General features: G+C 55.5%; 10 protein-coding genes and 2 pseudogenes. 11 read left to right on the top strand and 1 reads right to left on the bottom strand.

Annotation, left to right across the window (positions count from 1 at the left end; genetic code table 11):
- Positions 1-295 precede the first annotated feature (295 nt).
- Positions 296-547: a hypothetical protein gene (locus tag HMPREF3164_RS09440; protein ID WP_048779555.1), complete on the bottom strand. Its 252-nt coding sequence runs from the start codon at positions 545-547 to the stop codon at positions 296-298.
- Between the two features lie 219 nt (positions 548-766).
- Here HMPREF3164_RS09440 and HMPREF3164_RS09435 point away from each other — a divergent pair, with 219 nt between their 5' ends.
- The 11 genes and pseudogenes from HMPREF3164_RS09435 to HMPREF3164_RS09395 all read left to right on the top strand — a co-directional run bounded on the left by HMPREF3164_RS09435 (position 767) and on the right by HMPREF3164_RS09395 (position 15860).
- Complete coding sequence (locus tag HMPREF3164_RS09435) at positions 767-1273, top strand: helix-turn-helix domain-containing protein (RefSeq protein ID WP_070450695.1); 507 nt, start codon at positions 767-769, stop codon at positions 1271-1273.
- A complete protein-coding gene (locus tag HMPREF3164_RS09430) occupies positions 1266-1667 on the top strand; it encodes an ImmA/IrrE family metallo-endopeptidase (protein WP_048755387.1) in 402 nt (133 codons plus the stop codon). The genes HMPREF3164_RS09435 and HMPREF3164_RS09430 overlap by 8 nt, the downstream gene beginning before the upstream one ends.
- Before the next feature lie 255 nt (positions 1668-1922).
- Positions 1923-2195 (top strand): annotated as a pseudogene (locus HMPREF3164_RS11435) (alcohol dehydrogenase catalytic domain-containing protein); the annotation flags it as partial.
- Between the two features lie 77 nt (positions 2196-2272).
- Positions 2273-2902: a zinc-binding dehydrogenase gene (locus HMPREF3164_RS11430; protein WP_239662006.1), complete on the top strand. Its 630-nt coding sequence runs from the start codon at positions 2273-2275 to the stop codon at positions 2900-2902.
- A gap of 432 nt (positions 2903-3334) precedes the next feature.
- A complete protein-coding gene (locus HMPREF3164_RS09420) occupies positions 3335-8212 on the top strand; it encodes an NAD-glutamate dehydrogenase (RefSeq protein WP_246822668.1) in 4878 nt (1625 codons plus the stop codon).
- A 504-nt stretch (positions 8213-8716) separates the two neighbouring features.
- A complete protein-coding gene (locus HMPREF3164_RS09415) occupies positions 8717-10075 on the top strand; it encodes a hypothetical protein (RefSeq protein ID WP_239664803.1) in 1359 nt (452 codons plus the stop codon).
- A 32-nt stretch (positions 10076-10107) separates the two neighbouring features.
- The gene (pelF, locus tag HMPREF3164_RS09410) at positions 10108-11796 is read left to right on the top strand and encodes a GT4 family glycosyltransferase PelF (RefSeq protein ID WP_048755385.1); all 1689 of its coding nucleotides are present in this window, start codon (positions 10108-10110) and stop codon (positions 11794-11796) included.
- Positions 11793-13010, top strand: a complete 1218-nt coding sequence (locus HMPREF3164_RS09405; protein WP_013398084.1) for a putative glycoside hydrolase — start codon at positions 11793-11795, stop codon at positions 13008-13010. The genes pelF and HMPREF3164_RS09405 overlap by 4 nt, the downstream gene beginning before the upstream one ends.
- 439 nt (positions 13011-13449) lie before the next feature.
- Complete coding sequence (locus tag HMPREF3164_RS09400) at positions 13450-14562, top strand: MFS transporter (RefSeq protein WP_141744128.1); 1113 nt, start codon at positions 13450-13452, stop codon at positions 14560-14562.
- A gap of 218 nt (positions 14563-14780) precedes the next feature.
- Positions 14781-14903, top strand: a pseudogene (locus HMPREF3164_RS11580) (hypothetical protein); the annotation flags it as partial.
- Positions 14904-15275: 372 nt separating this feature from the next.
- A complete protein-coding gene (locus tag HMPREF3164_RS09395; RefSeq protein WP_013398083.1) occupies positions 15276-15860 on the top strand; it encodes an NAD(P)H-dependent oxidoreductase in 585 nt (194 codons plus the stop codon).
- Positions 15861-15933 lie beyond the last annotated feature (73 nt).

Raw genomic sequence — 15933 nt, 5'->3', positions numbered from 1 at the left:
CGGCATGATGATGCTGGTACGAGGGGTACGCATAGGATCTCCGTCTTTGTAGGGTAGTCTGCTACTCATGCTACCGCGAGTATAAAAGTTTACCTATCGGAAGCATGTTTAAGACGGATAAAGCTCCCGCAGGCCCCCTGTAGGCGCGGGGAATCTGCGGGAACTTATATCTTGAGAAAGCTCATGGTCTAAAATCTCGGATAGATTTTAGATGCCTTCATGGTGCGCAATCTCTTCTCTAGCAGAGGCAGAATGCCGGGGCGTTTTTTTCCGCCGCTTTTGGAGATCGCACGTACTACCTGCGTTGTGACACGGAATGTGAGGTGCTCTCAGCTGCGTGCGAGATCCGTTCTGCGCGCCAGTTTAACCACAACCTGATGATGGTTAATGCCAGCGCAGCCCAGGCGCTCGCCTGCTCATGGCTGAGCAGACCGTACACCTGCAGAAGAGTGGCTACCGCAGGAATGATCGCGTTGAGATGCTTAAACCAATTGAACCGCTGAATTGCTCGTCGTTTTTGCTGGCGCGGTTTTTGTATGCGTGTCATAGTTCGTCCTTTCTGCTGGTTGAGATACGGGGGCAGGTTCTATCTGGAGGGGTATGCTGTGGGACCTTGTGCCAGCATACCCGAAACGATAGAAAAAGTCATGCGTTTTGATTGAATTATTAATGCAAAATACGATTAAAACCCTAGAATTACGGGCAGAATGCATGACTTTGTAATATTTATGACCCGAAAAATAAATCAGTCTGCTAGACTGGTGGCATGGCTATCGGTGACTACATCAAATACAAGACAGGACTCTCCCAGCGGGCACTCGCCGCCGAACTCGGCATGAACCCCAACGCTATTCAGCGGCGATTCTCGGGCGCTGGAGTAATGGATGTAGAAACCCTCGTCAAGATAGCCGACCGCTTCGGGCTTGACCTGCTCGACCTCATGGTCGAAAGCAGGCTTATCACCACCGCTCGCGCCAAATCTCTGCGGGTGGGCGGGTCTATTCGCGATGTTTCCAACGAAGACTTAATGGGCGAGGTGCTGCGCCGCATGACGGCGGCGCAAACTCGGGAACAGTCGGTGCGTGCCACAGTGCCTCCCGCCACCCCCGTGGAGGTACCCGCTCCCGCATCCGCACAAGCTGGGCGAGCAGTCGCGGGTGCCGCGAGCGGTGCATCCGGCGAAGGGGAGCGCAAATATACGGCAGAGGACTACGCCCTGGCTGCAAAGCGCGGCGAAATCTACGACAGTGAGGAGGGATTCTTTGGTGCCTAGCTACGATCCCTACACTCATGCACATACGCTCGGGGTCGATATCGTCTGGGGAACGCCCGGGCACGGGATGCTCGGTCGCTACGACCACGCCAGCCGCACCATTACCCTGCGCGAAGGAATGCGCACCCGGCAAGAACGCTCCGTACTCGCCCATGAACTCGTGCACGCCGTGCGCGGAGATGAGCACGACGCCTGGGATGCATCCTATAGCGCCCGCCGTGAGCGCAGCTGTGACCTGTTGGCCGCAGAAAATCTGATCGACCCGGAGGATCTGCGCCGCGCCGCCGCCTTTTACCCGGATAACCTGCCCGCGCTTGCCTATGAGCTTGACGTGACCGAAGAGCTTTTGGTGATTTACTTGGATGCGCATCCGCTTACCGTGGCGCAGGCGTAGCTTTAGCGAGGGCTCGCGGTCACTAGAAGCAGCGCTATTTCGGGTATTCGGGTGCGTAGAAATTTCGGGAGCATTTTCTTCATCCGGGAGCAGTTTAAGTGCTCCCGGATTGCTCCCAGATGAAGAAAATGCTCCCGCTTTACGGGCGAGTGTATTGCTGCCAGCACCCATTCTTTGTGTAAGGGATGCGTTTCTGTATCTTCTATAACAGATAGCTGTTACTATTAAGGTATCTGCTATAGAAAGGATAGTCTTATGAAAGCCCTCAACATCACGCAGTACACCGGCATCGACGGGCTGCAGTACCAGAACGCGCCCGAACCCACCCCAGGCCCCGGGCAGGTTACCATTCGCGCAGAATACGCGGGAGTCGGGTATGTCGATGCGCTTCTCGCCGAAGGCATGGCAGAGCTTCCGCTTCCCTGGGCACCGGGTATCGAAGCCGCGGGGCGCATCCATGCCCTCGGTGAAGGAGTAACCGGCCTGCGTGTGGGAGATAAGGTTGCGGCTCCGCTGACTCTGTTGGGTTCAGGAGGCGGCTTCGGCCAAATCTGCCTAGCGCAGGCAAACCTTGTGGCACCCCTGCCTGCGGGTATGAACCGGCATTGGCGGCGGTCGTTCCTGCTAATACCCCTACAGCCCTTGCAGCGCTCGAACGCACGGCGCGTCTGCAGCCCGGCGAACACGTGCTGGTGCAGGCCGCTATGGGCGGTCTGGGCACGCAATTCGGGCAGGTCGCCAAGCTCATGGGCGCCGAAAAGGTGGTTGGCATTGTCAGTACCGAAGAAAAACGCCGACTCGCCCTCGAACTCGGCTATGACGAGGTATGGCTGCGCGATGAACTTGCGGATAAGAGCGGGCGGCAATTCGACGTGATTATCGACCCGGTTTCTGGGCGTGCCCGCCCCGAACTCCTTAAACTTCTGCGTTTTGAGGGGCGGCTGATCGTGGTGGGCAACGCCGCTCAAGACGGGGATCAGACGGTGGGCACCAATACCTTCTGGTTCGACGGCATCAGCATGATGGGCTTCAACATCGGGCTGCTCTCCAATGCCTACCCCGATATCGCTACTGCCTATCTGCGCCGCGCTTTGGCGTTGGTTGCATCCGGCGAGGTGACGGTGCCAATTCAGGAGGAAGTCGATATTCGCGACGGTGCCCAGGCTTTAGAGCGGCTTCGCGCCGGTAAAACTATCGGAAAGTTCGTCTTCAGGCACGAACCATACGGGGAATAAGACCAAACGGGAGGATAGATAAAAATTCCGGGGGCGATGGTTAAGGCTTTGAAGGATGCACTTCCAAGGCAAACCATCGCTCCCGGAACTGTGTTCATGACACGCACTCGGAATAAAGGCCCTCATTGCATGCAGCTTTCCGGCTAAAAACATGACAGACACCGGAATACATGCAAACACCATAAATACGGGTTTAATGCCTCAAAAACAACGCGAAAAGCCTCAAATATTGCTTAGAGCAGAAGCATATGTGATTTATCTCCACAATAAAAATATTTTCCTGCCGGATTTCCCTAAAATGGAAGCCTGCACCGGTGTACAGGGTATAAGCTAGGAAGAGATTACACACAACGCCGTATAAAACACAGACAGAACGTCACAGAGAAGTGATACAAACTTCGGAGGCATACCTTGTCAGTGAATGACAACGCTATGAAACGCTGGTCTGGCGATGATGCGTGGATTGAACAGTATTACCAGAACAGCCCCGTTGAAGACCGAGAAGTCTTCTCAACGGAAGAACTAGAAGAGTTAGCGCGAGCGCACCGTGCGCTCGCTGAGACGCGCGAACCCAATACCCCTGCGGTCACAGTGCACAACGACGAATACTCCACCACGCTGCTCGTCGTCACCGACGATATGGGGTACCTCGTCAGTTCCCTCACCGCTGAAATCGCCTCAGACTTCGGCGGCGTCTACTCGCTCTTCCACCCCATCTTCATCGTGGATCGCGACCCCAACGGAAAACTTCTCTCGGCACGCGGCGCCGGTCGCGCCAGTAACCTCGCCAGCGGCGATACCGCAACCTACGGGCTGCCCGTGCTCTCAGCGAAGGACGGCAAGCTCACGGCGCATCCCATGATCGAGTCTTGGATCGCGATTCGCCTCACCCGCAAGCTCAACGACGAAGACAGCGACCGCCTGCGCGCTACCGCCCTGAAAATCCTCGACGATATTAAAGCCTGCGAAACCGATGCCGAAGCCATGGCCGAGCGCGTGAATACCATCGCCGAATCCCTGGATGCGCTGCGCGGCATAACCCTCGGCGAAGGCGAAGAATCTTTCACCGCACATCCCGGCGGTAACGAACCTTCCTCACGCATCGAAATCGCACAGGACTTTTTGCGCTGGCTTGCCCGCGGTAACTTCCTCTTTATGGGTATCAAAGAGCGCCTGCTCGACGGCTCCTCGGGGGTACTCGAACTGGCAGACCGCCCTCACTCGGCGTTGGGTATCCTGCGGTCTACCGAAGGACAGCACCGCATCCGGCTGGAAAACGACACCCTCGCCCGCGCGCTCAGGCCGCGCCCACTCTACATTACGAAGGCGAACACCCGCTCCACCATTCAGAGTACCGACTACCTCGACTACATTGGGGTGCGCCGCTTCAACGCGAGCGGACGCGTGGTCGGCGAATACGTGATTCTGGGGCTGTTTACCCGCCAGGCATACTCTCTGCCAGCCATAGAAACCCCGCTCATTCGCGAGCGTATCGCCATGGTGCGCCGTCGCCTGGGATTCCACCCCGGCTCTTACTCCGATAAGATGCTCATCGGCTTCATCGAAGACTACCCGCGCCTTGAGCTCATGCACGCCACGGTGAATACACTCACCGAAACTTTCCGCGGCATTATGGGTCTGGAGGAACGGCGCAAGACCCGCCTTTTCCTGCGCCCCGACCAGTTCGCACGGTTTATCTCTGCGGTGGTGTATCTGCCGCGCGATCGGTACAACACCTCTGTGCGCACCCGCATCCAGCAGGTATTCCGCGAAGAATTTGATTTAACCGCCATCGACTACCAGATTTACCTCTCGGCATCGTCGCTGGCGCGTGTGTTTTTCCGCATCCGGCTCGCCGACCCGAACGTCGTGCCGGATGTTGATGTAAGCGCCCTTGAGAAGCGCCTGCAAGCCGCTACCCGCTCCTGGGGAGAGGCTACCGCCGCCGCGCTTGAGGGCTGGAAACCCGGTGCAGAAGGACGCCGGCTCGCCTCCGCCTGGGCGGAAGCCGCGCCAGCAACCTACCGCGCCGACTACGAAGTAGAAAACGCGATCGAGGATATTGTGATTTTTGAATCTCTCTCGGGCGATACCCAGAGGCCCGCCGCTATCAAAGTCGAGACCGGCGACTTAGCTACCACCCGTCTGAAGACCTACCTGTCAGCACCGCATACCCTCACCGAGCTGCTCCCGGTGATGCAGAATATGGGACTGGTCGTCGTTGACCAAAGGCCCTACGAGTTCGCGCCCGAAGATGGGCAGGACTACGGATACCTGTACGACTTTGGTGTGCAGTTCCCCGAAGGTGTAGACCCGCACGCTGTTGCAACGCTCTACGAGGACGCGCTCAACGCCTACCTGCTGGGAGAGCGCGACTCCGACACCCTGGACCGGCTTATTCTGGCACACGGGCTCACCTGGAAAGAAGTTCGCTTATTCCGCGCCTTCAACCACTACCTGATTCAGCTGGGTCTGGGCTACACGCCGTCGTTCATGTCAAATACGTTGATGGCGTACCCGCAGATCGCAAAGCTCTACGTCCAGTTCTTCCACACCAGCTTCGACCCGAACAATGGGCTCACCGACGAGCAGCGCGAAGCTCAACGCGAAGAAATCCTGGAACAGATTCGCGAAGAACTCAACAAGATCCCGACCCTGGATGCCGATCGCTACCTGCGCTCGCTCCTGAAAATTCTCAAGGCTATTCTGCGCACCAACGCCTACTTGGGTCGAGAAGCGCTTGCGTTCAAGATTGCGCCCGAGCAGATCGATTTTGCGCCTCTTCCGCACCCCAAGTTCGAGATTTTCGTGTACTCCCCGCGCGTGGAAGGCGTGCACCTGCGCTTCGGCAATGTGGCGCGTGGCGGTCTGCGCTGGTCAGACCGTCGCGACGACTTCCGCACCGAGGTGTTGGGCCTGGTCAAGGCACAGATGGTCAAGAACGCCGTCATTATTCCAACCGGTGCCAAGGGTGGTTTCTATCCCAAGCAGCTGCCCGATCCCGCCGTGGACCGCGACGCCTGGATTACCGAGGGTCGCGAATCCTACAAGGTCTTTATCCGCTCCCTGCTGGATGTGACCGATAACCTCTCCGTTGCCACCGACGGCACCGAGACCGTAGTCCGCCCCGAGGGCGTGATCGCCCGCGACGGTGACGACTACTACCTGGTGGTTGCCGCCGATAAGGGGACTGCCGCATTCTCGGATACCGCAAACGCGATCAGCGCCGAGTATGGGTTCTGGCTGGGCGATGCGTTCGCATCCGGCGGCTCGGTTGGCTACGACCACAAGGCGATGGGCATTACCGCCCGCGGCGCGTGGGAATCCGTCAAACGTCACTTTGCCGAACTCGGTCACGACTGCCAGAGCGAAGAATTCACCGCCGTGGGTATTGGCGATATGTCCGGCGATGTCTTCGGCAACGGCCTGATGCGCTCCGAGAAAACCCGCCTGGTCGCCGCCTTCGACCACCGCGATATTTTCCTGGATCCAAACCCGGATCCCGCCGTCTCCTTCGAGGAGCGCGTGCGCCTGTACAAGCTGCCGCGTTCTTCGTGGCAGGATTACAACCGCGAGCTGATTTCTGAGGGCGGCGGCGTGTATTCGCGCGGTTTGAAGTCCATTGAGATTACCCCGCAGGTGCGCGAGGTGCTGGGTCTTGAGGACGATGTTACCGAGCTGGCACCCTCCGAGCTGCTTTCCGCGATTCTGAGGGCTCCGGTTGATCTGCTCTACAACGGCGGTATTGGTACTTACGTGAAGGCATCTACCGAAACGAACGCGCAGGTGGGCGATAAGGCAAACGACGCCCTGCGCGTGAACGGCAACGAGCTGCGCGCCAAGATCGTGGGCGAGGGCGGCAACCTCGGCTTCACCCAGCTGGGCCGTGTGGAGGCTGCACGCAACGGGGTCATCATCAATACCGACGCCATTGACAACTCCGCAGGTGTGGAAACCAGTGACCGCGAGGTGAACATCAAGATTCTGGTGGACCGCCTAGTGGCACGCGGCGAGCTTTCGCCGGATGAGCGGGCATCGTTCATCGAATCCCTGCGGGACGAAGTCGGCGCCAAGGTGCTTGAAACCAACGTTGAGCAGAATGTTCTGCTGCAGGGTGAATTCAACTACGGCACGTTGGGCATTGACGTCTACAAGCGTCTGATGCGTGACCTCGAAAAGCACGCCGGTCTGAACCGCGCCGTCGAGTTCCTGCCCACCGATAAGGAACTGCAGGCACGGTTTGACACCACCGGCGAGATGCTGACCCGCCCTGAGCTTTCCGTGCTGGCCGCCTACGTGAAGATTTACCTCACACACGCTCTGGAAGAGACCGACTTCGCAGACGATCCCTACCTGGAGGGCCTGCTGCGCGAATACTTCCCGGCACCTCTGGTGGAGCGTTTCGGCGAGTACCTGAATTCGCACCCGCTGCGCAAGGAGATTATCTGCACCCGCGTTGCCAACGAGATGGTGAACCTGGGTGGCATCACCTTCGCTTACCGCGCGGTCGAAGAAACCAGCGTTGGGGTGGATGCGGTCGCCCGCGCCTTCATCGTTGCCCGCGAGCTCTTCGAGCTGGGTAAGGCCGCGAAACTGCACCGCGAACTGCCCGCACACACCGCCCTGGATGCATGGAACACCGTGCTGCACGATGATCAGCGTGTTCTTGACCGCGTGGTGCGTTGGTTTATCGCCGAGCGCGGCGTGGTTGCGGGCAACCCGCTCAGCTCCCTGCTGGAACGCTTTGGCGATGTGGTGGAGCTTCGCAAGAACCTGCCCGCATACCTCTCGGATGTTTCCCGCGCACGGGTTCGTTCCAAGCGCGATGCCGGCGAGGCTTGGGGTCTTCCCGAAGAACTTATTGTTATCTGGATTCGCGGCTTCGAGGGGTACGCTCTCTTGGATGTTATTCGCTCTGCACGCGATAACGACTTCAAGGCGGTTGAGCTGGCACCGATTTACTTCGCAACCTACGACCGCTTCAAGGTTGATGAGCTGCTCGGCCTCATTAGCGAGCTGCCCCGTAACGACCGCTGGGAGACCCTCTCTCGCCAGGCCCTGCGCGGCAGCCTCTACGAGACCGCCGCAGAGCTTGCAACGTCGGTGGCGGAGGAAGACGCAGGCCACGCGCCAAGCAACCCCGAGGGGGCTTTGCAGGCGTTGGATTCCTGGATTAAGAACCACCCGACCCGTGTGGGCAATATCGACCGCATCTTTGAAGAGGTTCGCAATGCCGAGCCCGACAGCGCATCGCACCCGCGCCTAGCCGTGATCTCGGTGGCGCTGCGAACCCTGTCGAGCGCGTCCTAAATCTCTTCTTGAGAGATAACAAAAGCTGTTCCCTCTCCGCCCGCGTGTGGGTGGGGCAGGGAACAGCTTTTTGTCGTCGTGTCGCGGTGTGATGCTGATTAAAATGAAGAATATTTTTTAGCCGATATTCCGCTATTTATCAGGGATTTTTAAGTATTTCAGCGCATGGTGCGTGAGGTATTTTTGTGCACATCTGACGGTAAACCCCGCAAACTTGGTTCGGTACCGCTATACTCAAGTAGTAGTGAAACCTTGTGATGCACGTATGCGGCTTCCCCTGCCTTAAAAAGCGGGGAATATGTGGCATAAATCCCAGTTGCGGGCTGCGTGTCAAAAATAGTTTACACGTATACAATACAAGGGGTTGAAATCCCGAAAACCGATCACCTAGTTACTCAGCGCAGTTTTTCCTGCGCGTAGCCCATCCCTGCCCTTAAACCACAGGTACAGGGGCAATATACATATAGGCATTAGGTGAGAATAGCGCCGAAAGAAGTTCCCGTCTTGTCTTCCCACCATGCAGACATCCCGAAAAACCGCTGGAGTTGGAGACTCCTCTACAATTTTCTTCTCTATGTATCTCCCGTTGCACTCCTAACAGTCGCGTTCCCGTTCGTAACCCCCATTCTCAGCAAGAACTATGTGGGGTCGGTTCCGCTTATCCAGATTATTCTGGCGGCATCCATCGTGGTTCCCTGGTTAAGCCAGGCGGTATGCATGCCTATTTACCGCGCCCTCGAATCCGAACATCTGAAAGTTGAGGATGCGCGCCGCGAAGTTCAGGAAGAAGCGGCAATTCTCAAACGGGATCACAAATCCAAAGAGGCGCAAGAACTTCTTGCTACTCTCGATACCGACCCGAAATATCAGCATATTAGCGAGCTGAGGGCGTTTAGCCGCCACTGGGGCTACCTCTATCTGGTGGGCCTGCCCATCGCGTTCCTTTTCGCCATTCCCGTGGTGCTTGTGCTGCACTGGGATATGGTGGCGCTGGTATCCTTCCTCTTTTTGAGTATGCTGAACGTTGCGTATGCGCAGCTGCTTATTGTGCCGAACGTGGCGAAAAACCGTCCGCTGTGGTTCTTCGCATGGTTGGGCTACACGATTGTTCTGCTGACGTTGCCGACCGTGTGGTTCCTGCCTCCGCTGGTAGGGTCGGCCATTCTGTTCAGCGGTATTGGGCGTGAAATTAAGCAGCTGTTCCACTTCAGCCGCCTTCCCCTAGGAGCCGCCTACCGCGACGTCATTCGCGGCCTGCTGACCGGTTCTATCCTCTGGGCTGATAAATACGTGCTCTTCTTGGTGACGAACGGCAAGATCGACGTTATCGCCATCTATATGAGCCTGGTTCCCTGCGTGATCGCCTACAACTACTTCTTCGTGGTTGAATCTAACCGTGTGAACGGCTCTATTCAGCGTCTGTGGACCCTCTTCAATAAACTTCCCTTCAATGAAATTGAGCCGGAGGCGCACGCTGTAGTGCGTATTTCTCACGCCTCCGTGCGCAACACGTTGATTGTCTCAGTTATCTGCTCGGTCATTACGGGCATTCTGATGTATATCTTCGTACCGAACACCTTCCCGCTCGCCTATGCGGGACTGACGGTGGCATGGTTGTTCCTGGCGATGGCGCTCTTCATCTATCAGCTGGAATACATGACCATGTTTAAGACTGTGCACATTATCGGTGCGGTACACCTGCTGATCGTCACTGTCGCCTTTTCAATCATCCCGAACGATGGCGGTTATCTGCCCATCATTATCGGCGAAGCAATTCTCGCCCTCGTCACATGGATACTCTACCGTCGTGCCTGGGCTAATCCCGAATACTCACTCTTCTGGCGTCGTGCCCTAGCCTGGTAGATGAGAGGTCATATACATTGATAAACACCGCAATGCGTAACCACTATGCCCCGCTGCAATTGCCCGCGCCGGGACCCCGAACACCCGACCCTGATTATCCTGAGGTCGATGTTGCGCTGGTGATGGAATCGACCTACCCCTACCTCAAGGGCGGGGTTTCCGCAGTGGTTCACGATATTATCGTGGAAAACCCGAGCATCAGCTTCGGAATTATTCATATTTCTTGGGATAGTAAACAGGAACTTAAAGACCTGTACGGTATGCCCGAAAACGTCAAATGGGTGAAGGTGATCTACCTGAGCCTAGAGGAGCATAAGGAAGAATTCGCCCAAGAATGTAATCCGAAAAACCTCAAGATGAATCGTCGCCAACGCAAGAAACTGGTGGCGAGACTTATGAGTGCTTTCGATGCTCTTATACACGGCGATGTAAACCCGCTCTGGTCGTTCTACGATGAAGGAATTAACCCCCGCACCCGCACCTACTCACTCTTCGCCCTCACCGGCACCCGCGAGTTTATGGAGGCAGTCGGTAACTGGGGCTTCCTCGCACAGGTTCCGTTCGGCGAACTCTTCTGGGAGATCCGTAACTTCGTCTCTATCGTGTACGCCCTGCTGCATGAGCGCCTGCCCTATGCCCGCGTGTACCATGCCCACACCACCGGCTACGCCTCACTTTTGGGCGCTGCGGGTGCGCGCGATTACGGCACCAGCTTCCTGCTGACCGAACACAACCTGTATGTGCGCGATACTATCAACACCAAGCTGGAACGCAATATGGCCAAGCCCGTCACCACGGATTACGCCTTCCTGAAGGAGCCGCGCGATAAACCCGAGTTGGGTCCCGTCACGCTCGAAGAGACCGCGTGGTGCGTCTGGTTCCTGGAAATGGGACGTTTCTGCTACCCCAGCGCCGATATGGTGACCTATCTGTACCCCAAGGCGATTGAGGAGGCGCGCGGCATCGGCGCGCCCATCGACCAGTACAACGAGGGTGAAGAAGACCGCGCGGTCGTGCTGCCAAACGGTATGCTCATCGAGAGTGTGTACCCGGCGTATGTGGGGCGTCAGACTGCCCGGGCGCGCATCCTGGCGGAGGGTCGCGGGCACATGTGGCGGTTCGTGTTTATTGCGCGTGTGGTGCCCATTAAGGGGCTCACAGACCTCGTGAAGTCGCTTGCGCTGCTGCGTGATGCCGGGCTCGACAACTTCCACCTGGATGTGCTCGGACCGAAGAACCACATGCCGGAATACTATGAGTTGTGCGTGCGCACGATCGAAGAGCTCAATATGGGCGACTTCATTACCTTCCACGGCACCGTGAAGGTGCGCGAAATGCTGGACCGCTTCGACGTTCTGCTCATGCCCAGCTACAACGAAGGTCAGCCCATTGTGGCGCTGGAAGCGATGGCGGCATCCATTCCGCTGGTGAGTACCGACGTGGGCGGTATGTCGCAGCTGATTGATGATGTGCTGGTCACCTCGGATGGCAGTGAAATAGGTAACTGCGGTATTCTAACCATTCCGGGCGATGTTGAAGGCTTCACGCAGGCGCTTCGCACCATGATGGAGGAACCCAGCATCTACGAGCGGTACTGTGTTAACGCTTACAACCGAGTTGTAAAGTTCTTCCAACTTCGCCTGGTTATGGACCGTTATGACCAGATATACCGTAAGCTAGGTAAAATACCTCAGCGAGTTACGGAGCAGATTGAAGAATGAGCGATAATTCTCTACGAGCCGGCACTCCCGGGAAATTTGGTGCCTGGATTCGATACGGCGGCGACCCTATATCGGAAGAGCAGCTGGCCTTTGCGGCGCAGAACTATGCGGTAGCTATTCTGCAGCCCTGGGAGCTGGATGCGGCACGCTACCTCAAAGAGCAGTCACCTAATATGGTGGTGCTCGCCTATAAGTGCCTTTCTTCCAGTCGCGCCTATGAACCCGGCCCCATTTACTCTTCGGGTGTCTCTTATAAATATGCGCAAGATCTTCTGAACACAACCGGTAAGGATTTGTTCGCCCGCCGTCTAGACGGCTCTCTGATCGAGTGGTCGGGGTACTGGCAGCACTACCAGATGGCGGTGTGGAGTGCCGACTACCGCTGGCAGTGGGTGCACTCCGTGGTGGAAGAACTGCGTAACTCGCCCTTTGACGGCGTGATGGCTGATAACGACGTAGAGAATGATTATTACGGACTGAACCTGCCGATTCAGGGCGTTGAAAGCATCACCACGATTCGGCAGCATCTCGATTTCTTGATCTCCTTCGCTGGTATTGAGCTGAATAAGATCGGCAAAATCCTGGTGCCTAATATTGCCGAATCGCGCCTGCGCTGGGGCAAATGGGAGAGCCATAGTGCCTACGGCGGCGGGTTTGAGGAAGTGTGGCTCGGCTGGGGCGCACAAGAATTCCTCAGCGGCGCCTACGCCACCATGCAGGGAAACCATATTGGGCGCGGTGCCGAAGGTCTGGTAACGCTGAATGCGGTGCAGGATCGCTCGGGCGATGCCTACGGCGCTGTGAATACCCAGCAGTCCCTTCCTAAGGTCACGATTTTGCGCACCCCGCACGGGTACTCGACATCGCCGATTAGCGGCACGGATGAGAATCTGCTGTATGGTCTGGCTGGGTTCTGGGTTTTTGGAGGCGGTCGCTTCACCGGCATCAACGCAACTCAGCACGATGCCTATGACGGTACTCCGAACGCGCCCGAGCTGTCCTTTGACTTGGGGGCTGCATCCGGTGAGATTGAGGCTCAGGACAGTGTGCAGACCCGTGCTTTCACGCACGGCTGGGCGGCTCTGAATACGAGCGATCGCACCACGATGGTGCGCGTGCCGCAGGATCAAGGGCTTGTAGATGCGCAAAACAACGCGGCACCAGCCACCCTCACCCTAGAAGGCCACCGCGGGGTTATTTACCGTAAGCGGTAATTTTAAGGTCTCTTGCTATAGCGTATATACGGCGGTATTTCGTGCTTGATATATAGCACGAAATACCGCCGTTTATCTGTATAAAACTCGGGTATGTATTCCTGGATATTATCTTCGTTGCATATTTATGTCTGGGATATATTGCGCGCAGGGTGGAGGTATTTCAACTCTGCGTAAGCGTTTGCACGTTCTGAGACAGTGTATGTAGTATATATCTACAACGCAGATTATAGATCTGCATCACTCTAGAGGAGGTTGCCATGAAATATATCGTGGATTTTATGTTTTTGAATAATGCAGCGGGTTTTCTTATGGTGAAAACCCATTATTTTAAAATTTTATATCAAGAAAGACATTGCTTGTGTTGAAAATAGCTAAATATAGTAAGCATGAGGCAATTTTCTTATCATCAATAGTTATTTCAACTCTTGGTGATTCGATGATACCGATTGCTTTTGCGCTCTCTGCCGTTGAGCTTGAGAATAGCGGATACGGCTTTACTGCAGTTCTATTGAGTCTCTGGGGTGCACGTCTTTTTGGGTCAGTGCTGTACCGCAGGTACGGTAATATACTCCCCCTTATCAGGACCATGATATACGCAGATGTTATCAGGTTCTTAGCACAGTTCATTCTCGGAATTTGGGTCATAGCAGGCTACAATTCCATACTGTCTCTGTGTATTTCATCATGCATTTACGGATTGGGAACTTCTTTCTTTGTTCCTTCCAGGTATACGCTAACTCCTACACTTGTTGCCGAAGATATTCTTACGAGCTTCAATGCTTTTAGTAATTTTTTCACGGATGCTTTTGGAATTTTAGCTCCCGCAGTATCCACCTTCATATATCTTGTCTACGGGTTTCCCGTTATCTTATTCATTGACTCTGCTACCTTTATGGTCGGAATATTTTTACTCATATTCCTCATGAAGGCTGTAGGGCAAAACGGATCAACATCTGCCAACGATCATGGGTCTTCTTCCGGTGCTTCCTCCCTGGCAAAAGTTAGTTTTCCCCGATGGATCGTAGCGGGAATAGCTGCGTGGTCGTTAATCTCTTTAGCTCTAGGGTTTTCGGGTGCTGAAGGCCCGCATCAGATGATTTCACGTTTGAATGAGGAATCCTGGGCCGCTGTTGCAACCTCCCTTGCTTTGGGCTCTATAGCAGGTTCGGCAAGCATCCTGATGGGTGTTTGGAAGAAAATCTCCTGGCGTTACCTTGCTATGGCTACCGCCGTTCTCTTGGGTCTTCAAGTCTATCTGTACGGGTACGGAACGCAGATTATCGTGATCTTCATGTGCACCTTTGCCGCATCTTTGACCTTATCCGCCGCTGCGGTGTCATGGGATGTGAAGGTGCAAACCTCTTTAGAGCAGGATGAACTGCAGTCGTTCGCCAATATAGACAGTATTGTCTCTTCAGTGGCGGTTCCCCTCGGAATGCTGCTCTACGGTATCGGAGGCATCTGGAATATCTCACATATTCTCATCCTCCTTATTTCAATACTGGTTACGCTCAGCGGGTCCTTGTTCTTGGTGACGAAAAGAACCTAAAGACGCCTAAATGTGCATACACCTTGAGCGTCGCGCTGGGTCAGTCTGTGTCACATGATAGTGACAGTATCTTTTATAAACTCGTGCTGCAACGGCGCGGGGGCTACTGTTAAGAACTCAATCTACTCCTGCTGGATGCGCTCATGCTCCTGGGCTACCCCGCCCGTCCGCTCACCGGTCACGTTTAAGGATCTAAACCAGATGAATACGGTGCACGCACATATATGCTGCTTGAGGTAATGTTCGATAACCGGACGTGGATTGTTGATGCGGGTTTCGGCGGACTGTGCCCCAGCACCCCGCCTAGAAGACCAGAGTATGCAGAGCAACGCCCACGGTGACTGCCTCATCACACCGCACGACGGGCGATACATTGTCAGTGCACGTATAGACGGTGAGCAGTGGATGATGTACAACTTTTGACCGTCTGCCGCAGCGCCGTCTCGACCTAGAAGGCGGCCACCGCGGGGTTATTTACCGTAAGCGGTAATTTTAAGGTCTCTTGCTATAGCGTATATACGGCGGTATTCTGTACCCTGTCCGGGTTGGAATACCGCCTATTCGTTTCCACATGGTGGAGAGCATACCGGAATAAAGTCCGTTTCATGTCAAGAAACGGGCTGATTCACAGCGTAGCAGCCCTGTACTGTGGAACAAGCGGCTGGAATACAGCCAGCCGTTCTCGTGGTGTTGAGTTTAAGGAGTGAATTACAGTGAATATTCTTTTGATCGACGGCGGTAAAGCATTTGGACACTCGGCGGGTCGCCTGAACCACACCCTGCATCAAACAGCCCGTGATACGTTATCGGCGCTCGGTCATCATGTGCGAGAAACTGTGATTGACGACGGGTACGATATTCACCAGGAAGTAGAAAAATTCCAGTGGATGGATGCGGTCATCTGGCAGATGCCCGGTTGGTGGATGCATGAGCCGTGGACCGTGAAAAAATATATGGACGAGGTGTTTACCACCGGCGCGGGCACCCTGTACGCTAATGACGGTCGCAGCAGCGCCAACCCCACTGAAGGATACGGCACGGGCGGTCTTCTTCAGGGGCGGCGGCATATGCTGTCGCTGACATGGAACGCGCCTCGCGAAGCTTTTATCCGGGAGGGTGACTTCTTCGAGGGAGTCGGGGTAGATGCCCTCTACATGCATTTTCATAAAGCCAATGAGTTCTTGGGGACTACCCAATTACCCACCTTTATTTGCAATGATGTGATTAAAAATCCGCAGGTCGAACAGTATATCGCTGACTATACTGCCCACCTCAACGAGGTCTTCGGTCGGGCGTAAGGGTTTAAGCCTGCATACCCTCATAAGCATTAGGGAGGGCGGCATCACGTGAAAGCTGACCGCATAGAATCGG

The sequence above is a fragment of the Rothia sp. HMSC08A08 genome (assembly GCF_001808385.1).
GTDB lineage: Bacteria > Actinomycetota > Actinomycetes > Actinomycetales > Micrococcaceae > Rothia > Rothia dentocariosa.
Note: the sequence above shows the minus strand (reverse complement) of the source record. Positions and strands in the feature narration are given on the sequence as shown.